At 48.5% G+C, this 24,700-nt stretch carries 16 protein-coding genes and 1 pseudogene; 6 read left to right on the top strand and 11 right to left on the bottom strand.

What is annotated here, in order from left to right; all coding sequences use genetic code 11:
* Positions 1 to 3,984: pseudogene (locus EOO50_RS15160) on the bottom strand (hypothetical protein); the annotation flags it as partial.
* A gap of 2 nt (positions 3,985 to 3,986) precedes the next feature.
* Positions 3,987 to 4,286 carry a hypothetical protein gene (locus EOO50_RS15165; RefSeq protein ID WP_290841130.1) on the bottom strand — a complete coding sequence of 100 codons (300 nt, stop codon included), beginning with the start codon at positions 4,284 to 4,286 and terminating at the stop codon, positions 3,987 to 3,989.
* A gap of 276 nt (positions 4,287 to 4,562) precedes the next feature.
* Here EOO50_RS15165 and folE point away from each other — a divergent pair, with 276 nt between their 5' ends.
* The 6 genes from folE (at position 4,563) to EOO50_RS15195 (ending at position 9,476) form a co-directional block, all read left to right on the top strand.
* The gene (folE, locus tag EOO50_RS15170; protein ID WP_290841131.1) at positions 4,563 to 5,234 is read left to right on the top strand and encodes a GTP cyclohydrolase I FolE; all 672 of its coding nucleotides are present in this window, start codon (positions 4,563 to 4,565) and stop codon (positions 5,232 to 5,234) included.
* Positions 5,235 to 5,424: 190 nt separating this feature from the next.
* A complete protein-coding gene (gene cysS, locus EOO50_RS15175; RefSeq protein ID WP_290841132.1) occupies positions 5,425 to 6,909 on the top strand; it encodes a cysteine--tRNA ligase in 1,485 nt (494 codons plus the stop codon).
* An 11-nt stretch (positions 6,910 to 6,920) separates the two neighbouring features.
* Positions 6,921 to 7,157, top strand: coding sequence for a membrane protein insertion efficiency factor YidD (yidD, locus tag EOO50_RS15180; protein WP_290841152.1), 237 nt, complete (start codon positions 6,921 to 6,923; stop codon positions 7,155 to 7,157).
* Positions 7,158 to 7,221: 64 nt separating this feature from the next.
* Positions 7,222 to 8,157: a prolipoprotein diacylglyceryl transferase gene (gene lgt / locus EOO50_RS15185; protein ID WP_290841133.1), complete on the top strand. Its 936-nt coding sequence runs from the start codon at positions 7,222 to 7,224 to the stop codon at positions 8,155 to 8,157.
* 218 nt (positions 8,158 to 8,375) lie between these two features.
* Entirely contained in the window at positions 8,376 to 8,660 is a 285-nt protein-coding gene (locus tag EOO50_RS15190; protein WP_290841134.1) for a hypothetical protein, read from the top strand.
* A 105-nt stretch (positions 8,661 to 8,765) separates the two neighbouring features.
* Positions 8,766 to 9,476: a hypothetical protein gene (locus EOO50_RS15195; protein WP_290841135.1), complete on the top strand. Its 711-nt coding sequence runs from the start codon at positions 8,766 to 8,768 to the stop codon at positions 9,474 to 9,476.
* Positions 9,477 to 10,306: 830 nt separating this feature from the next.
* Here the strand turns inward: EOO50_RS15195 and secDF are convergent.
* The 9 genes from secDF to EOO50_RS15240 all read right to left on the bottom strand — a co-directional run bounded on the left by secDF (position 10,307) and on the right by EOO50_RS15240 (position 24,692).
* Positions 10,307 to 13,285, bottom strand: coding sequence for a protein translocase subunit SecDF (gene secDF, locus EOO50_RS15200; protein ID WP_290841136.1), 2,979 nt, complete (start codon positions 13,283 to 13,285; stop codon positions 10,307 to 10,309).
* A 328-nt stretch (positions 13,286 to 13,613) separates the two neighbouring features.
* A complete protein-coding gene (locus EOO50_RS15205; RefSeq protein WP_290841137.1) occupies positions 13,614 to 14,549 on the bottom strand; it encodes a malate dehydrogenase in 936 nt (311 codons plus the stop codon).
* Between the two features lie 136 nt (positions 14,550 to 14,685).
* A complete protein-coding gene (gyrB, locus tag EOO50_RS15210) occupies positions 14,686 to 16,626 on the bottom strand; it encodes a DNA topoisomerase (ATP-hydrolyzing) subunit B (RefSeq protein WP_290841138.1) in 1,941 nt (646 codons plus the stop codon).
* A gap of 122 nt (positions 16,627 to 16,748) precedes the next feature.
* On the bottom strand, positions 16,749 to 17,765 hold the full coding sequence (locus EOO50_RS15215) for a dipeptide epimerase (protein WP_290841139.1): 1,017 nt from the start codon (positions 17,763 to 17,765) through the stop codon (positions 16,749 to 16,751).
* Positions 17,766 to 18,323: 558 nt separating this feature from the next.
* Positions 18,324 to 19,940 (bottom strand): asparagine synthase B, encoded by a 1,617-nt coding sequence (gene asnB, locus EOO50_RS15220; RefSeq protein WP_290841140.1) that lies wholly within the window; start codon positions 19,938 to 19,940, stop codon positions 18,324 to 18,326.
* 338 nt (positions 19,941 to 20,278) lie between these two features.
* Positions 20,279 to 21,790: a hypothetical protein gene (locus EOO50_RS15225; protein WP_290841141.1), complete on the bottom strand. Its 1,512-nt coding sequence runs from the start codon at positions 21,788 to 21,790 to the stop codon at positions 20,279 to 20,281.
* Between the two features lie 23 nt (positions 21,791 to 21,813).
* Positions 21,814 to 22,257 (bottom strand): hypothetical protein, encoded by a 444-nt coding sequence (locus EOO50_RS15230; protein WP_290841142.1) that lies wholly within the window; start codon positions 22,255 to 22,257, stop codon positions 21,814 to 21,816.
* 110 nt (positions 22,258 to 22,367) lie between these two features.
* Positions 22,368 to 22,787, bottom strand: coding sequence for an SRPBCC family protein (locus tag EOO50_RS15235; RefSeq protein ID WP_290841143.1), 420 nt, complete (start codon positions 22,785 to 22,787; stop codon positions 22,368 to 22,370).
* Between the two features lie 153 nt (positions 22,788 to 22,940).
* Positions 22,941 to 24,692: a TonB-dependent receptor gene (locus EOO50_RS15240; protein ID WP_290841144.1), complete on the bottom strand. Its 1,752-nt coding sequence runs from the start codon at positions 24,690 to 24,692 to the stop codon at positions 22,941 to 22,943.
* Between the last annotated feature and the right edge of the window lie 8 nt (positions 24,693 to 24,700).

Consider the following 24,700-nt stretch of genomic DNA (forward strand, 5'->3'; position numbering starts at 1 on the left):
CACCGGAAGCGGCGTACCGTCCTGGCAGATCGCCGTGTCATTTATGGAAACCGTGGCCGCAGGAAGCGGGTCGACCGTCACGCTCACCGAGCCCGACTGCGCCTGGAAGCACGTCGTGGCGCCCGATTCGGCAACGCCCGTAAGGACGATCGCGATCGTGCCGGCGGTCGTGGTCGGTATCTGTATGGTGGCCACGCCCGCGGCGTTGCTTATGACCTGCAGCGGCGTACCGCCCAGGGTATAGTCGAACGTATACGGTGCGATGCCGCCCGCTCCGGTGAAGGTCACCGTGGGCTGCGTGCCGCCCTGGCATACCGTGGCGTTGTCGAGCGTGATCGTCGCCGTAGGCAGCGGGTTGACAGTGATGCTTACCGTGGCCGTCTGCGCCTGGCTGCAGTTGGCATCCGAGACGCCCGTGAGCTCATAGGTGAAGATGCCGTCAACGGTCGTCGGGGCCGTTACCGTTACCGTGCTCGAGCCCGCGGCGGTCTGTGCCGTGAAAGGCGCGCCGTCAAGCGTATAGCTGAACGTGTATGGTGCCGTGCCGCCCGCTCCCGTGAAGGTGATCACCGGGGAAGTGCCGCCCACGCATACCGCCGTGACGTCGGCAGCCATCGTGGCCGTGGGAAGCGCGTTGACCGTGATGGTCACCGTGTCGCTCTGGGCGCTGTTGCAGTTCGCGTCGGAAACGTCGGTCAGGTTGAATATGTAAGAGCCCGCGGTCGCCGTCGACGGGACCGTGAAGGTCGCCACGCCCGAGGCATCGCTGACAAGCGTGGCCGTCGCGCCACCGTTATAGTCATAGGAGAATGTGTACGGGGCCGTGCCGCCCGTGCCCGTGATCGTGATCACAGGGGCCGCGTCGCCTATGCAGACCGTGGTCGGCGTTGCGGAGATCGTGGCGTCTGGGATTGGATTTACAGTGATAGTTACCGTATCGTTTTGAGGCGTAAGGCAGTTCGCGTCGGCAACATCGATCAAAGCAAACACGTAAGTTCCAGGAGTCGTCGTATCAATAGAAACGGTCGCAACACCCGCGGCATTCGAAGTCGCAGTGCCCGGCGTCGTACCTATCGTGTAATTAAATGTATAAGGAGCGGTTCCGCCTGTACCTGTGATCGTAATTTGAGGTTGGGTTCCGTTGGCGCAAACCGTAGTCGTCGATGCGAGGATAGTCGCCTGCGGACCAGGATTGATCGTAACGGTAACCGTATCGTTCTGTGTCTGGCTACAAGTCGCTGTCGAAACGTTGGTGATTACGACTGTTTGTGGCCCGACAACTGTAGTCGGAATCGTAAATGTGAAAACACCGCTGGCGTCGGAAACATTCGTAAATGGAACTCCTGCAACCGTATAATCAAATGTATAAGGTGCCGTGCTTCCGGATCCCGTCAATGTAATCACAGGATCGGTTCCGCCTTGGCAAACCGACGTAACGCTGGCTGCAACCGTAGCTTCAGGCAAGGCATCGACGGTAATCGTGACGGTATCGGTCTGCGGCTGGTTACAACCTCCGATAGCAACATCGGTCAATGCAAAATCAAAAGTTCCAGGAGCGGTAGTCGGGATGCTTACAATGTAAACTCCCGCCGCGTCACTTGTTTGTGTGTACGGAACGGTGTTTAGAATATAAGTGAATGTGTAAGGAGCGGTTCCGCCAGTACCAGTAATGGTAATCTGCGGTTGCGCACCACCGACGCAAACCTGAGTTACAGGCGCCGAAATCGTTGCATCCGGAGTCGGATTGACGGTAACGGTAACCGTATCATTCTGTAATTGGCTGCAAGTTGCCGTCGAAACATTAGTGATCGCGACTACCTGAGGTCCGACAGCAGTAGTCGGGATTGTAAATGTAAAGACTCCTGCCGCGTTCGATACATCGGTGAAAGGAACACCTCCGACGGTATAATCGAATGTGTAAGGAGCTGTGCTTCCCGAACCTGTCAATGTGATCGTCGGGTCGGTTCCACCTTGGCAGACCGAAGCCACGCTCGCTGAAACAGTAGCTTCAGGCAACGCGTTTACGGTAATCGTAACGGCGTCGTTTTGAGCTTGGTTACAACTTGCATCGGCCACATCGGTCAACGAGAACGAAAAAGTTCCAGGTGCGGTTGTCGGGATATTCACGACGTAAGTTCCTGCCGCGTTACTCGTTTGGGTGTAAGGAACCGAATCGAGAATGTACGAGAATGTGTAAGGAGCTGTTCCGTCTGTGCCGATAATCGTGATTTGCGGTTGAGCGCCTCCGACACAAACTTGCGTTACAGGAGCCAAGATGCTCGCGTTCGGTGCGGGATTAACCGTAACCGTAATCGATTCGGATTGCAATTGCGAACAATTCGCGTCGGCGACATTCGTCAAATCGATATCAAAAGTTCCCGGAGTCGCCGTATTGATGTTGATCGTAGCTGAATTTCCCGTCGATACGGCAGTTTGAGGCGTACCATTATTTATCGTATACGTAAATGTGTACGGTGCTACACCATTTTGGCCTGTAAACGTTACCGTTGGCTGAGCCGCGCCCACGCATACTGAAAGCGGACCGGCGGCAAGTATAGCATCGGGCACTCCATATAAATGAAGCGTGAAATCAGTAAGTGCGACGTTCGCGGGATCGGCGTTTTCATGCATGTGCACGTAAATGATATCGCCTTCGTTGCCCGGATAAGCGTTCGCGGGGTTTATAGGGTTGTTTCCTGTGTTCGCGTCGGCTTGGTTGTCGTGATACGAAATCGTGTAATCGGCAGCAGGCAAACCGTCAAGTACGAACGTGTCCTGTTGGGTAAGATCGAAATTCTCGACACCATCATTGGCTACGTCACACAAGTACAAATCGGGCGGATTTCCTGCCGGATCACATTCGTAATCGAGGGAGAACGACGAGATGAACATACAACCGGATCCCAAACTTTGGATCGACATCCAGATAACATCACCCGCTACTCCACCGGTGTACGCATTTGACGGAATAATCGGATCGGCCACGTCCATCGCATCCTGTTCCGATGTATGAAAATAAATTTCGTATTGCGTCGGATCCAGTCCTGTCGAGGTGATCGCCTCGTCAAGGTTGAAAGATGCCGGACCCGGAACGTTACAAGCCGTAACCGTCGCAGGTGGCGTGAATCCCGGCGGCGTCCATTCGGTCACCGTGAAATTCTGTGTATTGTTACATGTTTGTCCCGAACCGATCTGGCCAGAAGCGTGCACACTATATGTTCCCGGAGCCGTGATGATCAATTGCGTTCCTCCATTTTGGATCACCGAACCCGTACCGTCAGGACCGTCGGCGGCATTGTACCAGGTGTAAACCGGGTTCGTAGCGCCTGAGGTCGCCGTGATTGAAGTCGCGCCGTCAGGACAAAGAATTCCGGGCTCGGTCAATACTAATGGACATACGATCTCGCAGTTCGTGCTTCCCGCATTAGCGTTGGCCTCGTTGGTTTGCTGGAGATTGATAAAACCGGCCTGACCGTTGAAGTTCGTTATCAAAACCGCATAGATCTGTCCTGCCACGGCATTGTGGATCGTCATCGTTTCAGTAAAGTTACCATCGTAACTACAGTCGATCACGTTTCCGGTCGGGGCCGGATAAAATCCAGGATCAAATGTGTTGCTTGGACATCCGTCGCAGTCATCGAGATCGATGAGCGCGCACATTTCGTCAGGGCTGTTAAACGGTCCCCATGCGATGAAATCGACGTCGATATTGTTTCCGTTCGGGTTTCCGTTCGCGTCGAACGACGTACTTTGGAAAATGTTGAATACCAATTCCCCGGGATTGTCGATTTGTAGATAGAACCATGTCGGGTTTGGAATCGAACCCAGACACCCAACGTTCTGCGTACTTGGAACTCCGGTTACGTTCGGGAATATAAATGCGTCAGCGCCAGCACAAAAAGGCGTGGCGTTAGGGCACGTACTTCCTTGTGAGTAGCCGAAATACGTAATTAAGACGAACGCGAGTAAAAATATTTTTCTCATGCTTATTGTTTTTTAGGAAGGAAAGAGTGGTATTTCCAAATGGTCTCGGTCGTGCAACCGGGAGTCGTGATGACGGTGCGCCATTTGAAACATTTGGCTGTCAACTCCCTTAACTTAACCTCGGTTTGTCCTTTAAGATGGTCGGCGTCAATAATGATGGTCACCATATCGCGGAATTGCTTTCCATTTACTTCTTCCCAACAATCCAGTATGGGAACGATTTCTATTTTGGCCGACGCCTGGGCAGTCGATGTATTGGTGAAATCCCACTTAAGCGTGGCGAATTTGAGGTGGTTAGCCACGTCTTCACTACACTTTTCGACTTCGGTGGAAAATTGGAAATTGCAAGGATTTTCTGTGTTTTGCGCTTTTACATTGAAAGATATGCAAGCAAATACACAGAATAGGTATAGTCTTCTCATAGTTGGGCAGTTTTAGAAAGCGCGAAATTTACATAAAATTAGCAAATAATTATAGTTAATTTTTGATTTTTCAAATATTAACTAGTATAGAGGCATTTTGGGCGAGAATTCCTATCTTTGCCGCCAGATTTTACAACTTTTATAACACGAAAATATATGGTATCCAGCGACGATTTTCAGGACGAAATCGGTAACGACCACATCGCTACAAGTGCCCAGAATCCTATACGTACAGACGCTTTTGACCTCTCGGACGAGAAAAAGATAGAACTCATCAAGAAAGATGTCGAAAGCATACTTTTGACACTCGGCATGGATCTTACCGACGACAGCTTGAAAGGCACGCCGAACCGCGTCGCGAAGATGTTCGTGAAGGAACTGTTCGGAGGCTTGAACCCGAACAAGAAACCGAGCCCGTCGACGTTCAAAAACAACTACAAATACGGCGAAATGCTCGTCGAGAAAAACATCACGGTCTATTCGACGTGTGAGCACCATTTGCTGCCTATCATAGGTCGCGCCCATGTGGCTTACATTTCAAACGGGAGCGTGATCGGGTTGTCCAAGATAAACCGCATCGTGGATTATTACGCCAAAAGGCCGCAGGTCCAGGAACGCCTCACGATGCAGATCGTGCAGGAATTGCAACGCGCGTTGGGAACTCAGGACGTGGCTTGCGTGATCGACGCGAAACACTTGTGCGTGAACTCTCGCGGCATCAAGGACATCGAGAGCAGCACCGTGACGAGCGAGTTCGGAGGGAAGTTCTCAGAACCTCAGACGCGACGTGAATTCCTCGATTACATCAAACTCGATACGCAGTTTTAATTTTCCGACCTAAATCGCGATATTTACCGCAATTAGCCCGGATGGACGCGGTTAGCCTTTTGCAGGAAAGGCCGTGGTTTTCTCAAGGTGCGACAGCGACCGACGGAAGCTCGTCGCAGCATTTAGAAAACCCGGAATTTCCCAGAAAGCTAATAGCAGACAGCCGGAACAGCTCCTAAAAACCATCAAAATGCCATTGTACAAAAGCAACGAACTCAGGATCTACAACTCGCTTAGCGGCGACAAGGAAGTGTTTACGCCCATTCACGAGGGAAATGTAGGCATGTATGTTTGTGGACCGACGGTGTACAGCAATGTGCATTTGGGTAACGTGCGTACGTTCATGTCTTTCGATGTGATCTTCAGGTATCTGCAGCATTTGGGTTATAAAGTCCGATACGTGCGTAACATCACCGACGTCGGGCATATCGTCGATGACGTGGACGACGGAGAAGACAAGATCGCCAAGAAGGCACGCGTCGAGCAATTGGAACCGATGGAAATCGTACAGCGTTATACGGTTGATTTTCATCAGATTCTGAGCGCGTTCAATTTTTTGCCACCGAGCATAGAACCGACGGCGACCGGACATATAATTGAGCAGATCGGCATCGTGCAGAAAATCATCGATCAGGGTTACGCATATGAATCGAACGGATCGGTTTATTTCGACGTCGTAAAATACAACGAAAAGTATCATTACGGGATTTTGAGCGGACGCAACATCGACGACATGCTCGCCAATACGCGCGACACCGACGGACAAAGCGACAAGAAAAATCACCAAGATTTCGCACTCTGGAAAAAAGCCGAACCCGAACACATCATGCGTTGGCCTTCGCCTTGGAGCGACGGTTTCCCGGGCTGGCATCTGGAATGTACGGCGATGAGTACGAAATATCTGGGCAACCACTTCGACATACACGGCGGCGGAATGGACTTGAAATTCCCGCACCACGAATGTGAAATCGCCCAAAATGAAGCCGCAACCGGAAATTCGCCCGTGAATTATTGGATGCATGCGAACATGTTGACGTTGAACGGAAAGAAAATGTCGAAATCGACCGGGAACAATATTTTACCGGGTGAGATTCTGAACGGCGACAATCCGTTTTTGAGCAAGGCGTTCTCGGCGTCGGTGACGCGATTCTTCATGATGCAGGCGCATTACCGCAGCATTTTGGATTTCAGTGACGACGCGATCACGGCGGCTGAAAAAGGTTATAACCGATTGATGGAAGCGATGGATGCTTTGCCGAATCTATCGTCAGGCGCAAACTCGACGATCGACATCGAAGCGTGGAAAAAATTGTGCTACGACGCGATGAACGACGATTTCAACAGCCCGATCCTGATCGCCCAATTGTTCGAAGGCGTGCGTTTCGTGAACTTGCTCAAGGACGCGAAAGAAACGTTGACGCAGGCCGATCTGGTGAATTTCCAGAAAACCATGCACGGTTTCGTGTTCGACGTGTTGGGACTGACCGATGAGAAGGCCGAGAATTCACATACGGATAAACTCGAAAGCGTCGTAAACCTGCTCATCGACATGCGCAACCAGGCGCGTGCGAACAAGGATTTCGCTTTGAGCGACCAGATCCGCGACCAGCTTATCAATTTGGGAATCCAGCTCAAAGATGGCAAGGAAGGCACTTCATTTTCACTCAACGGGTGACGCTGAAACGGCTGCTCATATTGCCCTTTGAATTGCTTATACGGTTTTACCGCGCCGCGATTTCTCCATTTACTCCTGCGAGTTGCAGGTTTTACCCGACGTGTTCGAAATATTTCCTCGAAGCCTTGCAGATCCACGGCTTGTTTTATGGAACGTATTTGGGCGTGAGACGGATTTTAAGTTGTCATCCTTGGGGACGCAGTGGTTACGATCCTGTCCCGAGAGAAAAATGCGACCACAAACATTAGGATTCCTTAAACAGTTCCCTTAACAGGAATTTCTTTATTTTTACAGGCTCAATAACTAACAAACATGAAATACCCATTAACCATGCTCTGGAATCCTTCTGAAGGGATCGACCTGGGCTTTTTCGTAATCCGCTTTTACAGTTTGATGTTCGTCGTGGCGTTCGCGCTCGGCTGGTACATCATGAAGAAGATTTACGACCGAGAGAACGTGTCGCTCGAGAAGCTTGATACGCTGTTCATCTGGACGGTTTTGGCGACTTTGGTCGGTGCGCGTTTGGGGCATGTTTTCTTTTACGAGTGGGATTATTTCAAGGATCATTTATCAGAAATTTTATTGCCGTTCCGATTCGAGCCTGAATTCGAATTTACCGGATTTCAAGGACTCGCGAGCCACGGAGCCGCGATCGCGATTATTGTCGTGATGTATTTTTACAGCAGGAACGTCGTACACAAACCGCTACTTTGGGTGTTGGATCGCGTGGTGCTGCCTGTTGCGAGCGGGGCTATTTTCGTTAGGATCGGGAATTTTTTCAATTCGGAAATCATCGGCTACACGACCGACTCATCATTTGGCGTGCGCTTTTTGAGGGATCATTTCAAGCCGCGCGAAGCCGTTAGCCTTACGGGAATCAACAACCCGAACGACGCGTATAACGCCATCGCGACCGATCCTCAGTTCGCATCGCTGCTGGCTCAGGTTCCGGCGCGTCATCCGTCGCAGTTGTACGAGGCTTTCGGATATGTATTCGTATTCGCGATCCTTATGTATTTGTATTGGAAAACCGATTTGCGCGAACGCAAAGGCTTTATCCTGGGCGTTTTCCTGGTGTTGCTTTGGACGGTTCGTTTCATCGTGGAATATGTAAAGGAAAGCCAGGGCGGTTTTGAAAGTGCGCTTGGCATGTTCTCGACGGGCCAATGGCTCAGCATCCCATTCATTCTCGCTGGATTGTATTTGATTTTCTTCGCAGAGAAACCGATTAAGGGAGTTGAGGAGTGACAATTTTAGATTTTAGATGTTAGATTTTAGATGTTAGATTTTAGAATTTAGAATAAAGTTAGAACTTAGTTATAGTGGAAGCCGTTTGCGATGCAGGCGGCTTTTTTGTTTGGTACATATTGATTTGATCGTAGGGTGTGAATTTTTTCCGGAAAAATTTTGTCAATCAAAATGACTTCAATAACTTTGAATTTCAAAGTACTTTAAATATTTGAATTATGAAAAATACAAGATTGATCGGAATCTTAGGATTCGCCACTGCCCTACTCGCCGCTCCTTTGGTGGCGATGCAATTTACGGACGAAGTGAATTGGACCGCCTCAGACTTCGCTATCGCCGCCTTCCTGCTTTACGGAACAGGCTTGGCGATTGAATTTGTGCTCACAATGGTAAAGCGCACCGACTATCGCATTGGAATCTGTGTGGCTATCCTTTTGGCACTCGCAGTCGTTTGGGTTGAGATGGCGGTTGGGATTTTTGGGAGTCCGATTGCGGGATCGTAGCTTTAAGCTATAGGCCGTAGGCTTTAGGCTTCGGTTAGATTACTTGGACGCTTTGGGTTCTTAGAAAGTATTGTGGAATTGTGTATGAGTGGAAAATCGGCAAGTATGAGAATCGTCCAAACTTTGACTGCGGTAGTTTTTATGCTGGCTTCGTGCTCTCAGGCTGATTGCGAATTTTGCGCTTTGGATGTGCAGCGGATTGACAACGGGAAGTTTCGGATTTACGAATATTGCCTTGCGTCGGAATTTGCGTTTACAGGCGAATCGTATGGAACTTTGATCCTGAGGAAAGACGAAAAGTTCGATATAGACAGCGGCTATGAAGTCAACGGAAGTCTTTTAGAGTGGATTTCGAAAGACACCTTGTCGATTTGTCGGTTCGGCGGAAACACTGACCAACCTCGTGACACGATTGCCAAAATTACGTATGAAAAATTGGATGACTTGACTATAAAAGTTTTTCAGTACAGCGGTTGCAACGCCGCAAAGGTCAGCGAATATTCGTTCGATAAAATCACGCGCGATAGAAACGAACTCACATTTCACGACGTGCAAAATGAATACAATGCGCAAGAGTTGGGAACGATGCGTTTTAAGCTCGGAAATATTAAATTCGATAGCAATGCCGACACGTTGACCTTGGTTTCCCTGACACGCATCGAAACGGGCATGGACTTCACGTATCACAACCCCGACGGTTCGTACGATAAAAACCTACCTCGCGTGGAAGTTACAACCGTTAAATTGTATCCGAGAAAAAGGATTGATTTGGGGGATTTGGACTTGGATAGGGTAATGCTTTACGCGGTACGCTAGCTGTAGGCTTTAGGCATTAGGCTTTAGGCTCGTTGCCGATAGCTTTGACGTTTTAGTATCTGATTTAGGTTTAGTGGAATTACTTGGAGCGTAGTTTTAATCGACCGAATCAACAAGCTAACGCGAAATACATTTTTCTAAACCAAAACGTCCGATCTACCCAAAACCAACGCGTTGCTTTACGCTGTAGGCTTTAGGCTTTAAGCTTTCTTCCGATAGCGTTGACGTTTAGTATCTGATTTTGGTTTGCTGGAATTACTTGGCGAGTAGTTTTATTGCGGAATCGATCCGCTAACGCGAAACCCGTTTACTTATCTTCTTCAAAAATCAAAGCGGCCAACCTTACCAAAATCAAGCCTATTGCTTTGCGCTGTAAGCTTTAGGCATTAAGCTTTGGCTTTCTTTCGATAGCGTTGACGGTTAATATTTGATTTAGGTTTTGTGGAATTACTTGGCGTGTAGTTTTGTTGCGGAATCTATCCACTAACGCGAAATACATTTACTTATGTTTCAAAAACCAAAGCATCAATCTACCCAAAACCAAGCCTATTGCTTTACGCTGTAAGCTTTAGGCATTAAGCTTTAGGCTTTCTTTCGATAGCGTTGACGGTTAATATTTTGATTTAGGTTTTGTGGAATTACTTGGCGTGTAGTTTTGTTGCGGAATCTATCCGCTAACGCGAAATACATTTACTTATTTTTCAAAAACCAAAGCATCAATCTACCCAAAACCACGCCTAAAGCTTAAAGCCTAAAGCCTAAAGCCTAAAGCCTATAGCAACAAAAAAGCCCGGACAAAATCCAGGCTTTTCTTTTTACAACAAATATTTTTATGCGTTCGCAGCGTTGTGTTCTTCTTCAATACGTTTGTGTTCCGAATCCGGAATCGTATCGCACAATACAGGAGTCGCGATGAAGAGCGACGAATATGTACCGACGATGATACCGATAAGCATCGCGAAGATAAATCCGCGGATCGATTCACCACCGAACACGAACATGATAGCCAATACCAAGATCATCGTGAGCGACGTGTTCAAAGTACGTGACATCGTAGAGTTGATCGACTTGTTCACGATCTCGTTGAACGTTCCTTTTGTCTTACCGCCAAGGTATTCACGAACCCTGTCGAATACGATTACCGTATCGTTCATCGAGTATCCGATTACGGTCAGGATCGCAGCGATGAAGTGCTGATCGATCTCCATGCTGAACGGCATGTATTTCCAAAGCAATGAATACGCTCCCAATACGAAGATAACGTCGTGCGCAACGGCAGCGATAGCTCCTAGTGAATATTGCCATTTGCGGAACGACAACATCAGGTAAAGGAATACGACAGCCATCGCTCCAAGAACCGCCCAGTATGAGTTGGTCTTGATATCCTCGGCAACCGTAGGCGTAACTTTATAGGAGTTCAGGACTCCGAGTTTTTTCCCGTCGTAGATGTTTACGAACTTGTCGTAACCCATGTCAGTCGTGTAGTGCTTCTTAAGCGCGTCGTACAACATGTGGTTTACTTGTTCGTCGACTTCACTTCCGTGAACGTCCACCTTGTATTTCGTAACGATCTTAAGTTGGTTGTCGCCACCGAAGGTTTTCGCTTCGGCACTTTCGAATACGGCTACAAGTTCTTCTTTTATGACTTCAGGATCAACGTCTTTGTCGAAACGGACCTGGAACGTACGTCCACCTGCGAAATCGACACCAGGATTAAGCCCGTGCGTTGACAATGAAATGATACTCACGACTGTCACGATACCTGAAACCAAGTACGACCATTTCTTGATACGCAAGAAGTCGAAGTTGAAGTTCGTGAACCAGTTCTTAGACCAGCTTGTCGTGAACGTCAATTGGTTGCCACGGCTAACGCTCCAATCGAGCAAAATACGTGTGATGAAAATAGAGGTAAACAATGACGTTACGATACCGATAAGCAACGTAGTCGCGAAACCTTGGATCGGTCCTGTTCCGAAGATCAAAAGAATCGCACCTGTCAAGATGTGTGTGACGTTCGCATCGACGATAGAACGCATCGCGCCTTTCCATCCGAATGATGCTTTCACAGCGTCAGGCAATGCAAGCCCGTGACGCAATTCCTCTTTCGCACGTTCGTAGATGATGATGTTCGCATCGACGGCCGTACCCATTGTAAGTACGATACCCGCGATACCGGGAAGTGTCAGGACAGCTCCGATACTTGCAAGGAATCCGAAAAGGAACAACAAGTTAACCAAAAGCGCCGCGTTGGCGAACCAACCTGCTTTTCCGTAATATACGACCATCCATAAACACACGATAAGCAAACCTACGATCGCAGAGTTCGTTCCATTGTCGATAGCTTCCTGACCCAATGACGGACCTACCACTTCTGATTGTACGATGTCGGCTGCCGCCGGTAATTTACCCGCACGCAATACGTTCGCTAAATCTTTCGTTTCGCTTACGTTGAAGTTTCCTGAGATCGAAGAACGTCCACCTGCAATCGGTCCAGACGTAACGCCCGGCGCAGAGTATACGATATCATCAAGAACGATCGCGATATATCCTTTTTCGTTGAATGCTTTTCCTGTAAGCTCTTCCCACTCGCGTGATCCAGCTCCATTCATTTGCATGGAAACGGCAGGCTTACCCAATTCGTCGAATGTGTCCGACGCATCGGTAACGACGCCACCGCTCATGGCAGCCTGGTTGCTGCGGTTTCCTTTTAACGCGTAAAGCGCTACGGTTTCAGTCTCTTTTCCTTTGTCATCTTTGTTGACTTCAGGCAATCCCCAAACGAATTTGGCGAAACGCTTGTCAGCAGGCAACAACAAACGGATGTCCTGACGCTTGAAATAACCGTTGATCGCAGCCGTATCTTTCGGCGCTACCATCACGATCATCGGGCCTCCGCCTCCTGAAACGATTTTCTCGAAAAGTGGTCCTTTTGGAGCCGTCGCGTTTGCAAGTGAATCCTTGTCTTTGCTTACAAGAAGTGAATCGGCACCTGTCGTTGCAGTTTCCTTAACGGCAGCTGTGGCAGTTTTCTCGGTTTTCGTAAGCGCCTCGTTCGCAGCCTGGAAAAATTGTCCGAACTCTTCAGCCTTGAACGTTTCCCAAAACTCCAACTGAGCCGTACTTTGCAATAGTTTCTTGATACGATCGACATCTTTCGCGCCCGGAAGTTCCACAAGGATACGTCCTGACTGGCCCAATTGCTGGATGTTCGGTTGTGTTACACCGAATTTATCGATACGCTTGCGCAATACCTCGAACGCCGATGTGATCGATTCCCCGACTTTCTTACGGATGATCTTCTCAACATCGCTGTCGGTCATCTTGAAATTCACTTCGTCCCCAAGTGTCTTGTTCGCGAAAATTTCAGGTGAAGCGAGTTTTACGGAACCCTTTGAATTCGCTTCGAACGCGTCGAAAAACGCATCGAGGTAATCCTGGTTTCCTTGTTTGTTTTTTGTAGCATCTTCAAGCGACTTGTTGAAAACCGCGTTCGTGCTTTTATTGGCGAGTCCTTTGAGGATGTCTTTGACCGAAACCTCGAGGATTACGTTGATACCGCCTTCAAGGTCAAGTCCTTTGTTGATCTTCTTCTCTTTTACCTCATTGTAGGTGAATTTCGTGAAACCAAGATTCAATACGTCGGTTTTGCCGATCGAATCCAAATATTTCACTTCCTTCTCCGAATTTCCGGCCGCATATTCCTTGGCTTGTTTCTCAACGTTGTCAGCGACAAACGTAAAGATGAGCTGGTAAACGCATACCAGTGCAAATAAAATTGCGAAAAACTTGACTAGTCCTCTATTCTGCATTACTTAAAAATTAATTATTCCTTTTACAGATTGTTTATGATTGGTTTTTTCAAAGCCCCGTTGTTGCTGGCTTTCAGGCATAAACCGAAAAGACGCACGAAACCCCGTTTTTTTGAAAACGTGCAAATATATAATTACTGGTAAGATTAACCAATTTATTTGCAGATTTCTGTCAAAAAAGTGACGCGTAAATTGTTGATAACTCGATTGGCGATGAAACTGAAATTATTTTGACGCGAATTCACCGATTGCGGGACTTTTTTCGCGTGATACAAAATAAAACGCGCCGAAATTTTTCCCGACGCGTTTGTGATTTATTATAGGAAATTTACGCCAAAACCGACTTCAAATCTCCATTCATCGCACGAACCGCCTCGGCACTTTTCGCGAACAAGTCTTTTTCGTTCGCATCGAGTTCGATATCGACGATTTCCTCGAGTCCGTTTTTACCTATTATACATGGAACGCCCATGCAAATGTCGGTTTGTCCGTATTCGCCCTCGAGCAACACCGAACACGCGATCATTTTCTTCTGGTCGTTCAAGATCGAGTCCACGAGATACGCCACCGAAGCTCCCGGTGCGTACCAGGCCGAAGTTCCGAGCAAGCCCGTAAGGGTCGCGCCTCCAACTTTCGTCGCTTCGAAGACTTCCTTGAGTTTCTCGTCCGACAAAAATTGCGTTACCGGAATCCCGTTATAAGAAGCCAGACGCGTCAATGGAATCATGGTCGTGTCGCCGTGTCCGCCGATTACCATGCCCGAAATGTCGTTCGATGGTTTGTCGAGCGCCTTCGACAAGTAATATTTGAAACGCGAACTGTCGAGCGCGCCGCCCATTCCGATGATTCGGTTCTTTGGCAAGCCGGTCGCCTTCAACGTCAGGTACGTCATCGTGTCCATCGGATTCGATACCACGACGATGATCGTATTCGGAGAATGTTGCAACACATTTTCGGCCACCGATTTCACTATCCCGGCGTTGATCCCGATGAGTTCCTCACGCGTCATTCCCGGTTTCCTAGGAATTCCCGACGTGATCACGACCACATCCGAATTCGCGGTTTTCGAATAATCATTCGTCACGCCACTGACCATGGTGTTGAAACCCGTGTTCGTCGCGCATTGCATGATGTCCATCGCTTTACCTTCAGCGAAACCTTCGCGGATATCGAGAAGCACTACTTCGCTTGCAATTCCTCTGTAGGAAATTACGTCGGCACAGGTTGCTCCTACGTTTCCGGCGCCTACAATTGTTACTTTCATATTAATCGTTTTGGTTGGTTTATTTTAGACAAAAGACGAAAGATGATAGACGAAAGACAAATGACGAATGACGAACGAGTCGTGCTCGGTAAATTTGTCGTTAGTCCTTTATCTTTGGTCTTTAGTCATTCGTCAATTATGCATCAATCTTCGCGTACGCCGCGTTCTTCTCAATGAACTCGCGACGAGGCGGAACTTCATCGCCCATCAACATCGAGAAAATCCTATCGGCCTCAGCCAAGCTGTCGATCGTGATCTGACGAAGCGTGCGCGCATTTGGATCCATCGTGGTCTCCCAAAGCTGCTCGGCGTTCATCTCACCAAGACCTTTATAACGCTGGATTCCTGCGCCGCCGCCCATTCTTTCGTTGGCGCTGTCACGTTGGTCGTCGTTCCATGCGTATTCTTTCTTCGCACCTTTCTTCACCAAATACAATGGCGGCGCTGCGATATAAACGTGTCCTTCTTCGATCAATTCTTTCATGAAACGGAAGAAGAATGTCAAAATCAAAGTTGCAATGTGCGAACCATCGACATCGGCATCACACATGATTACTACTTTGTGGTATCGCAGTTTCTCTAGGTTGAGCGCTTTGCTGTCTTCAGGAGTTCCCACGGTAACGCCCAAAGCCGTAAAGATATTTCGGATCTCTTCATTTTCGAAAACCTTGTGATGCATGGCTTTCTCAACGTTCAAAATCTTACCACGAAGCGGCATGATCGCTTGGAAATTACGGTCGCGGCCTTGTTTGGCCGTTCCGCCCGCCGAGTCTCCCTCGACAAAGAAAATCTCGCATTTTTCAGGATCCTGTTCCGAACAATCGGATAGTTTACCCGGAAGTCCGCCTCCACCCATAACCGATTTGCGCTGTACCATTTCACGCGCTTTTTTCGCGGCGTGACGGGCTTGGGCGGCAAGGATTACTTTCTGGACGATGATTTTCGCATCGTTCGGATTTTCTTCAAGATAATTTTCAAGCATTTCAGCAACCGCCTGGCTAACCGGAGAAACGACCTCACGGTTACCCAACTTGGTTTTCGTCTGACCCTCGAACTGAGGCTCAGCCACTTTCACTGAAACGATTGCAGTAAGACCTTCACGGAAGTCATCTCCCGTGATCTCGAATTTCAATTTATCGAGCAATCCCGAAGCATCGGCGTATTTTTTCAATGTACGCGTCAATCCGGAACGGAAACCTTGCAGGTGCGTTCCTCCTTCGTGAGTGTTGATGTTGTTTACGTATGAGAAGATATTCTCAGAATAACTCGTGTTGTAGATCAACGCGACCTCGACCGGGATCTCACCCTTTTCGTGGTCCATTGAAATCACGTGCGCGATGATCGGCTCGCGGTTGCCATCGAGGTAACGGATATATTCCTTCAGACCTTCGTTAGAGAAAAACACCTCAGAACGGAATTGGCCGTTTTCATCGACTTCGCGTTTGTCGGTAAACGTGATCGTGATTCCTTTGTTCAGGAACGACAATTCGCGCATACGTGCGGCAAGCGTGTCGTAGGAGAACTCGGTCGTCTGCGTGAAGATCTGATCATCGGGCCAGAACGTCTGCATCGTACCGCGCTTGTCGGTCGTCCCGACTTGTTTTACGGGATAAAGCGACTTACCGCGTTCGTATTCCTGTTCGAACACTTTCCCTTCGCGGAAAACCGTCGATTTCATGTGCACTGAAAGGGCGTTCACAACTGAAACCCCGACCCCGTGCAAACCGCCGGAAACCTTATACGAATCTTTGTCGAATTTACCGCCGGCCCCGATCTTGGTCATGACGACCTCGAGTGCACTTACGCCCTCTTTCTCGTGCATGTCGACCGGAATTCCGCGGCCATTATCTTCTACTGAAACTGAACCGTCTTCGTTGATGGCAACTGTAATAGTGTCGCAATGCCCGCCCATGGCTTCATCGATAGAGTTATCGACTACTTCATAAACCAAGTGGTGCAGACCACGGACGCCAACGTCGCCTATATACATGGAAGGGCGCATTCTTACGTGCTCCATTCCTTCTAACGCCTGAATACTGGACGCTGAATAATTGTCCTTCTTGACTTCTTCGCTCATATGAAATTTTGGTGTGAAACTATGTTTTTTGACTTACGCGCAAATATAAGCAAAAAGCAAGGATTTTAGGCAGTTCGGGCGGCGCGACGCACGTGAAGTTATCAACATTTTGTTGCTGAAAACTACAGGAATCCGGCGCCTGCTCCAACGTTTTCGCTAAAGACGATTTCACCGCCGACGAACGACGCTCCCACGGCGATATCCGATGCAAGTAAAAGCGGTCCGTCGGCGTCGATGAAATCGAGTAACGGCGCCAATTGGACGAGAGCCGAAATCCCGAAAGTCGATTCGGTCATGCAGCCCGCCATTACGGAAAGCCCAAGTTCGCGCGCCTGTTTTATCATGCGCAACGCGGGCGTGATTCCACCGCATTTCATGAGTTTGATGTTGATGCCATGGAATTGTTCGGCACAGGGCAAAACGTCCTGTTCGCGTTGGCAGCTTTCGTCGGCGATGCACGGCAGATGCGATTCGGGTTTGACGTTTTTCATTCCTTGAATGTCTTGAGCCGACAACGGCTGTTCAATGAATTCGACGTCGAGTTCTTCTAGGATTTTGGAGTATCCGATCGCTTGTCCTGACTTCCAGGCGGCGTTCGCGTCGATGCGGAATTTTGAGGTGGTGATTTTCCGAAGTTCCGATACGATTTCCATGTCGTGTTCCGTGCCAAGTTTGATCTTGTAAAGCGGCCACGGATACTCGAGGATTTTGCGTTTCATTTCGTCGATCGGCGCGATTCCGATCGTGTATGAAGTAATCGGACATTTGGAATTCGGTTCCGACCAGAAGCTACGCAGCGTTCTTTCGTGTTTTCTCGCATAATAATCCCAATACGCTACGTCTACCGCGCACAGGGCGAAATAATCGTCTGGAAGCCTTGAATGGAGTTCGGGCCACAGTTCTGACGGATGCTTGCTATTCGCCGATGCGATCACGTCTTTTACTTTCTCGAGACTCGCGCCGAGTTTTTCCTGAGTGGAATGATAGTAAGGATTTGCGGTCGCTTCGCCGTAGCCTGAGATTTCGCCGTCAGAAACAATTGCTATTACTGTTTTTTGGACAGTTACGCTGTAGCGCGAGATTTCGAATTTGTGGCGTAGCGGCAGGTCGAAAAAACGGTAGGAAAGCGAGAGCGGCATTTGTGGTTTTTAGCTAAGATAGGATTTTGTTTTTTTTTAGCCGCGAATTACATGAACTTCGCTTATAGCCGCATATTTTTAGCCACAGATTCACAGATTTCTTTTTTTTTTAAAATTAAACGAATTCTGCGACAAACGAAATCTGTGAATCTGTGGCCAAAATTGTATGCATTACATGTGTAGAACTGTTAAGTAAATATGTTTTTTTCCTTGCCTGGTTTTCGATGGTGTTTTGCCGCTTATTTTTTTTGCCGCGGATGTATGGTTTTTACGGTTATAGGAATTAAGACGTTGTCAATTATTGATTCCGCGTGAGGGATTGCAGCGGCATCCTTTTGTGAGCTTTTTCAGCTTACAAAAGATACAGCGGACAGCCCGACGCCGGCGCTTTTATAAGTTCGTCGGCAGGCGCAAAATGCATTCGCCGGCGGCACGCCCAAACCCTGAACCTCGTACCCTGAACCTTGTACCCTGAACCTTGTACCAAAAAAAAGCAGGGCCAACTACAACCCTGCTTTTAAAAAATACAAACAACTATATAACAAACCAACTAAACAACTACGCGGTTATCTGGGATTTTGCGATTTCGGTGTCGGCCTGCACGTGGGCCGCGTTCGCTCTTCCCGAAGGATCTTGGTTTTCCTGCCATTTCGGGATCCACTTGCGCACGGTTTGCGCCGCCGCGAGCTGAGGGAAATGTTTATGGAAAATGTCCCGGTAAAAATACGCCTCCTTGGTTGCAGGCGTGTTGTAAGGGAAGCGCTGTTCGGCGGCTTCCATCTGCTCGTCGGTGACTTGGGACGAACAATAACCTATCAACGTGTCGATCCAGTTGTAACCGACGCCGTCACTGAATTGTTCCTTTTGGCGCCACAACACTTCGGCCGGCAAATACGGCTGATCGGGTGTGTCGAATGCTTTCCTGAGGATATACTTTTCAACGCCGCCATAGGTTTTTGGCTGCTTCTGCTCAGCTTCGATAAGCATGGCGACGTCGAGAAATTGTGTGTCTAAAAATGGGACGCGGGCTTCGAGACCGTGCGCCATCGTGGATTTATCGGCACGAAGCAAATCGGCTGTGAAGAGCTTTTGGACGCGTTCGATGGTTTCTTTTTGGAATTCTTCAGTTGAAGGCGCGTTCCTGAAATACAGATAACCTCCGAAGATCTCATCGGCTCCTTCGCCTGAAAGCACGACTTTTATGCCTTGTTCGGTGATCGCTTTCGATAGGAAATACATCGGCGTACTTGCGCGAACCGACGTCACGTCGTACGTTTCCAAATGCCAGATCAGTTTTTCGAGGATCTCGATTCCCTGCTCGATCGTAAAGTGGATTTCGTGGTGCTTTGTCCCGAGGAATCCGGCCACCTTTCGTGCCGCCGCCGCATCGGGAGCCGACGGGTCAAGCCCGATCGAGAACGAATGCAGGTCTTTTCCTTTTTCCTTGAGCAATCTCGCGGCAATCGACGATGTCAACGATGAATCCAATCCGCCTGAAAGCAACACTCCGATCGGCACGTCGCTCATCAATCGTTTCTCGACGGCTTGCGTCAATGATTCGCGGATCGCTTCCATATCCAAACCTTTGTCGGCTTTCGTGTAATCTTCATATTCTGGCTTGTAGTATTTTACGAAGCCTGTTTTCGGGGTGTAATAATGTCCCGGAGGAAACGTGGAGAACGTCTTGCATTGGTCGGCGATGGGCTTCATTTCGGACGCGAAATACACACGGCCACGTTCATCAAGCCCGTAGTAAAGCGGCTTCACTCCCAGCGGATCGCGTCCGGCGATGAAATCGTCCCCGTCAATTACGACAAACGCGAAGTCGCCGTCCAACAGGTGCAGAAATTCATATCCGAACTCCTCGTATAAATGCACAATAACTTCAGAATCTGATTTGCTGCGGAACGTATGGTGTTTCAAGACCGTATCGCGCAACGTCTGGTGGTTGTAGATTTCGCCATTGTGGACCATCCAGGCCGAACTGCAACCTTGGATCGGCTGCTTTCCTGAATGAAGGTCGATTATCGAAAGGCGCTCGTGGCTCAGGATGTGGCCTTTTTCGGTCACATGCATATCGCTTTCGTCGGGACCGCGGTGCGACATCCTTTTAGACAATTGCTTTACGAGTTGTTCGTCTTTTCCTTTTCCGATGATGGCGAGTATTCCACACATAACTGCTTATCTTGTTTTTATTGATAATGCAAAGATGTGGGATTGGTTATGATTGAAAAACGGAATCGGTAGTTTTGGTTTAAAATTTAAATTTTATAATTCGAAAAACACAAAATGTGTAAGATTCAAAAGCTAAAAATGATTATACGGTATCAAATCTAAAGTCAAGATGCTGTTTCCACTTATAATTTGAAACTTTAACGAGTCGTGAAAAGGCATTCTTCTGATGGAATACATATCTGATTAATGACACGACGACGCGGATTTCTACGATAACGTTTATTGGAGGAATCCGTGTCATCTGCGCAATCCGTTCAATCAGTGCTCCTGCCCATCGGTCACTTTATCCGGCTCGCGATGTATTGAGGGAAAGTCGCAACCGCAGTTTTCAATCGCGACGCGTTTGCGGTTTGCTGTTGTTTGTCGGTGAGATTATAATTGTAATGGTCGAACATGAAATACACGAGCACGCGATTGAAATCGTCAAGCGTCGCATCGGAAATCATTTCAAGCATCCGGCTTTGGAAAAGTTCGAGGTCGGCGCTCTCCGACAACGCGCGTCCCGTCCTGCCGATACTGCTGTAATAATGGTTGTCGGCGGCATTCTGCGTGCGCAATGAAATCCCGAAGATCAAATCGGGCACGTTCACGTCGAGGACTTCGATCTCCTTTATGTATGTTTTTCGCGATTGCCACGCATAACTACCGTCACTCACACAATCCATGCGGTCGTTCATGATGTCGAGGTGAGCGCGCAGGAAGATTTCCCATTTCGTGGTTTCGGCGGCGAGCAACGCGATTTGTTGGGCATGTTCGCGCGGCCGGCTGTCCATGCTGCAACCGCCCGTCACTATGCGATGGCGTTTCAATTCGAGCGCGTCGGATTTTGAAATATATTTTGCCACGTAATCTTCGAATTCACCTTCGCTGCCATTGTTGTTTTTGGCGTCGGAAAGCGCTTCAAAAAGACGTCTCGTAAAACTAGAATCGACGCGTTTAAGCGAATCGACGCGGGTTTCCAATTTCACAAGGTACAAACTGTCGCGTTTGTCGAATACGCGCATTTGCTTTTCCATTTTGGCTTTGAGCTTTTCATTTGTCGTTTCGTAATACGTATTATAATCAAAATCGGGCGTAGGTCGTTTGAGCGTTTTATGGATGTATTCGACGAAATTTCTTGCTTGCGATGGTTTGTCGTCCGAATCGATAAAATCAAAATTGGAACTCGCGTTTCTGTAGATCACGTGAGACGTCGTGTCGATCAAGCAATCGGAATACGAGATCATGCGCGAATATTTCTCGGGAAGTTTGCGTGAGGAGAAATCATCCACGACATAGAACGCCTCGATCGATTCGGCGCTGTAGTTGTCCTTTTCGTAAAATTTAAACAGCCATTTTGCGCGCAGAGGCGACTTTAATTTCGGGTCGGCCGAATCGAATTCCAAACGCTGTCCGCCCGCCTCGCCTATTTCGACTGCCGAAATGATTGTGATGTTTTCTTGACGGCGATCCTGAGTGGATTGCAATAACAACAGATCTTCATCGACGATGGCTCGCGGATATTTCGCCTTGAATTTCTCGAACGACATACCTGCTTCGATATCCTTAAGCGCTTCTTTCGCGCGTTTTCCTTCGAGCGTCACGTGATGTCCGCGTGCTTGCTTTACCGAGATGAAAGCTTTATTGGTTTCGCACACCTTGAACTTGAGGTTCAGCGAATCGACGATGTGCTTGAGCTTGGAAACGGCGACGTCCGAGTAGATCAGCCCGTTGTCGTGGACCGGAAATTCCGATTGGGCGCTTGCGACAAACCCCAGGAGCAATGCCAAAAAAAAGCATAACGTTTTCATTTGCAGTGTGTTTTATCTTACAACTACAAAACGCTTTCGATAGTATATTTCGAACCGTGTATTTCGAATGAATGGCCAGCCTCGTGGCCAAGAAGTTCGGTTCCGAGTGGCGATTGGGGCGAAAGCGCGAGGATATTCGTGCCGTCGATGTTGATTTTTGGCAGAGCGGCACTCACGAAAAGATGGATGCCGTTTGCTTTTACCAAACTTCCGAGAACGACCCTGTTTGAAGAATTTTCAGGATTTATTTTTTCGAGCACGGCCTTTTGCGTCAGGCATTCCGACAGTTTCGTATTCAGTTTTTCCTGCTCGATGTGCATCATCGAAAGCGCTGTCTCGTGTTTGTCTCCTGCCGATCCTTTCGCATCGTTCTGCGCGTCGATCGTCAACCCTGAAATCATGTCGCGGAACACATCGATCTTATCGTTGACGAGTTGGAGATAGCGTTCGTGGATGGCTTTTTTCATTGTTTGTAGCTGTAGGCTTTAAGCTTTAGGCTTTGGAATCGTTTTGTGATGACGTTCTTCGTTCCGTAAGAACTCGCGTTCGATCGTAATTAAGTTGGGAGAAATGGAGTTTACTTTTCGGCAATCTCTTTGAGTGATTTCAATACCGGATTTTCTTCGTCGCTTTCTTTTTCAGGCATTGCGCCGGGCCGATCGTCTTCCTTTAGAATTTCGAGTTTCGTTTGATTTTGAACGTCTGAGATGACGTAGCTCATGACAAAATAATTTTCAGGTTTGTCCTCGAGTCCCGGCCTTGGGAAAAACAGGCTGTATTTGATCAATTGATTGGGGATGACCTCGAGTATCGTTCCCCATTGCTCAAATATCTGGTCTTGCCATTTTGTTTGGAACCGTATTTGGCTTCCGACTTTCCAATCGGTCAAGACATCGCTGCCAAATTGCCATTGCTTGACAAGTTCCGGCTGGGTCAGCGCATTCCAGACATTTTGTTTCGGAGCATTTATCAATACCGTCGATCTGCTTGTTATCATATTCCAGTTTGTTCTACTCATCACAGCACATGTCCGGCCCGCGCTTCGCCTGGCGCTTATCTCTGATCGAAATAGGATTTAACAAATTTCCAACTGAAAAAAGCACGCCTAAAGCCTAAAGCCTAAAGCCTAAAGCTTACAGCCTAAAGCCGCCTAAAAATCAAACTTATAATTCGCGCCCACCATAACCTGAATGCCCTGTACCGGATAATTCAGCCATTTCTCGTAATTCTGGGCCGCGAGATTGCTGCCTTTCAGGAAGAACGACAAGCGCTCGCTGAATTTGTATCCAACGTGAGCGTTTGCGTCAAAATAGCCGTCAAGCGTCTGCACTTCGGTAGTTCCGCCGCCGACATCGGTGAAGTCAAGCAGATCCTTGCGTTCGCCTACGTAGAAAACATCGGCCCCGGCGTACCATTTCTTGGTAATGTCGACGTCAAGGCTTGCACCTGCCGTGATTTTCGGTAAGTTCCAGGCGTATTCCTGATCGTCGGTTTTGTAATTGTTGAAAGCCGCGTGGATTCCGAACGAAACCGACTTCGAGAAATCAGCGTTCAATTCACCGTAAACGCCCGCCGTCGTCACGTTGTCGTACACGACTCCGAACGAATTCGCATACTCGTAGCCACCGAAATCAGGGCTTCCGTCAGGTCCAGGAAATTGATTGAGCAAAAACATCGCCTTCGCCTTTTCGCGCTTGAAGAAGCCACGCACATTGTAGCTCACGCTGTTCGCAAGTTTTCCTTTGAGCCCGCCGAAAACTTCGAACTGGCGATCAGTCGGCGCGATGAACAACGTCGGGGAAACGAATGGATTCGCATTGGTAAAATCGCGATATGAATTCTGGTCGAGCCCGCCTTCAGCTCCCGCGTAGAAAACCATGAGGTCGCCCACGAGCTTGAGCGTAGCGTTGACTTGCGGATAGATGAAGAATTTGCTTTCGCTGGCCTCGGTGTCCATCGAGTAAAATGCCGACGCACCGATATTTACCGTCCAATCGTTGCGGTTGATTACGAACGACGGATGGATGCCGAAATTCGCAAATCCATATTTTATAGGAGTCGTGGAATCCCCGAAATATGGTCGGTCGAATTCACCTCCCAAATAATCGACGATAACGTCAGTCTTGATAGCGGTTTCGGCAATGTCGAATGCGAACGACGGCTTGAAGATCAAACGGTTTTCAGCCGAATCGTAACTGTCCCAAAAACGGTTGTATTTCAAACTTGCACCCGTGAAAAAGCTTTCGCCGACTTCAACGCGACCGCCAAGATAAGCGTTGTGATACGTGTGTTGCGGATCGATATCATTGAACAACGCCTCGTCGAAATATGGTTCGTCGCGATAGATTCCGTACCAGTTGTAGACTTGGTGCTGATATCCGGCGTCGACGTTCCACGATAAATTATCGACACGGCTTCCGTACGTCAAATCGAGAGACGTGTTCGAAAATTTGTCGTCGAGCACCAGATCGTTTATGCCGCCATTCGACGAGAAATGTCGGAACGAACCGCCGACATAGCCGTTATCACCGACTTCCTCGGTCACGAACAATTCGCCCACGCGGTTGAAATAATTTCCGAGACCGAGCGTCGCGTAATTCTTGAACAGCCGTTCCTTTGCCGTTTTATCAACCGCGGCCGCGCGTCCTTTTGAAGGCGTGAACGTCGAGGCGACCGGAAACGAGAAAATATTGTACTTGATGATTTCCTTTTTCGTGGTCACCGAATCTTCAAGCGTCGGCGTTTCCTTTACTTTGAACGCGTCTGAAATCGTCGGCGTATACGGTTTTACGACGTTTACGACTTCGGTTCCTATGTTCTCGTTTTTCTTCTGGGCGAACGTTTGTTGAACGCCTGCCGACAGCAAAAACAACGCGATGATATATTGGGTCTTTAATTTCATGTGTATGA

It is taken from the genome of Flavobacterium sp. (assembly GCF_004211145.1).
Lineage (GTDB): Bacteria > Bacteroidota > Bacteroidia > Flavobacteriales > Flavobacteriaceae > Flavobacterium.

What these genes read in the sequence shown, in the direction of transcription:
- folE (WP_290841131.1), top strand. Translation starts at nt 4,563, where the DNA reads ATGGTATCCAGCGACGATTTTCAGGACGAAATCGGTAACGACCACATC.
- cysS (WP_290841132.1), top strand. Translation starts at nt 5,425, where the DNA reads ATGCCATTGTACAAAAGCAACGAACTCAGGATCTACAACTCGCTTAGC.
- lgt (WP_290841133.1), top strand. Translation starts at nt 7,222, where the DNA reads ATGAAATACCCATTAACCATGCTCTGGAATCCTTCTGAAGGGATCGAC.
- EOO50_RS15190 (WP_290841134.1), top strand. Translation starts at nt 8,376, where the DNA reads ATGAAAAATACAAGATTGATCGGAATCTTAGGATTCGCCACTGCCCTA.
- EOO50_RS15195 (WP_290841135.1), top strand. Translation starts at nt 8,766, where the DNA reads ATGAGAATCGTCCAAACTTTGACTGCGGTAGTTTTTATGCTGGCTTCG.
- secDF (WP_290841136.1), bottom strand. Translation starts at nt 13,285, where the DNA reads ATGCAGAATAGAGGACTAGTCAAGTTTTTCGCAATTTTATTTGCACTG.
- EOO50_RS15205 (WP_290841137.1), bottom strand. Translation starts at nt 14,549, where the DNA reads ATGAAAGTAACAATTGTAGGCGCCGGAAACGTAGGAGCAACCTGTGCC.
- gyrB (WP_290841138.1), bottom strand. Translation starts at nt 16,626, where the DNA reads ATGAGCGAAGAAGTCAAGAAGGACAATTATTCAGCGTCCAGTATTCAG.
- EOO50_RS15215 (WP_290841139.1), bottom strand. Translation starts at nt 17,765, where the DNA reads ATGCCGCTCTCGCTTTCCTACCGTTTTTTCGACCTGCCGCTACGCCAC.
- asnB (WP_290841140.1), bottom strand. Translation starts at nt 19,940, where the DNA reads ATGTGTGGAATACTCGCCATCATCGGAAAAGGAAAAGACGAACAACTC.
- EOO50_RS15225 (WP_290841141.1), bottom strand. Translation starts at nt 21,790, where the DNA reads ATGAAAACGTTATGCTTTTTTTTGGCATTGCTCCTGGGGTTTGTCGCA.
- EOO50_RS15230 (WP_290841142.1), bottom strand. Translation starts at nt 22,257, where the DNA reads ATGAAAAAAGCCATCCACGAACGCTATCTCCAACTCGTCAACGATAAG.
- EOO50_RS15235 (WP_290841143.1), bottom strand. Translation starts at nt 22,787, where the DNA reads ATGATAACAAGCAGATCGACGGTATTGATAAATGCTCCGAAACAAAAT.
- EOO50_RS15240 (WP_290841144.1), bottom strand. Translation starts at nt 24,692, where the DNA reads ATGAAATTAAAGACCCAATATATCATCGCGTTGTTTTTGCTGTCGGCA.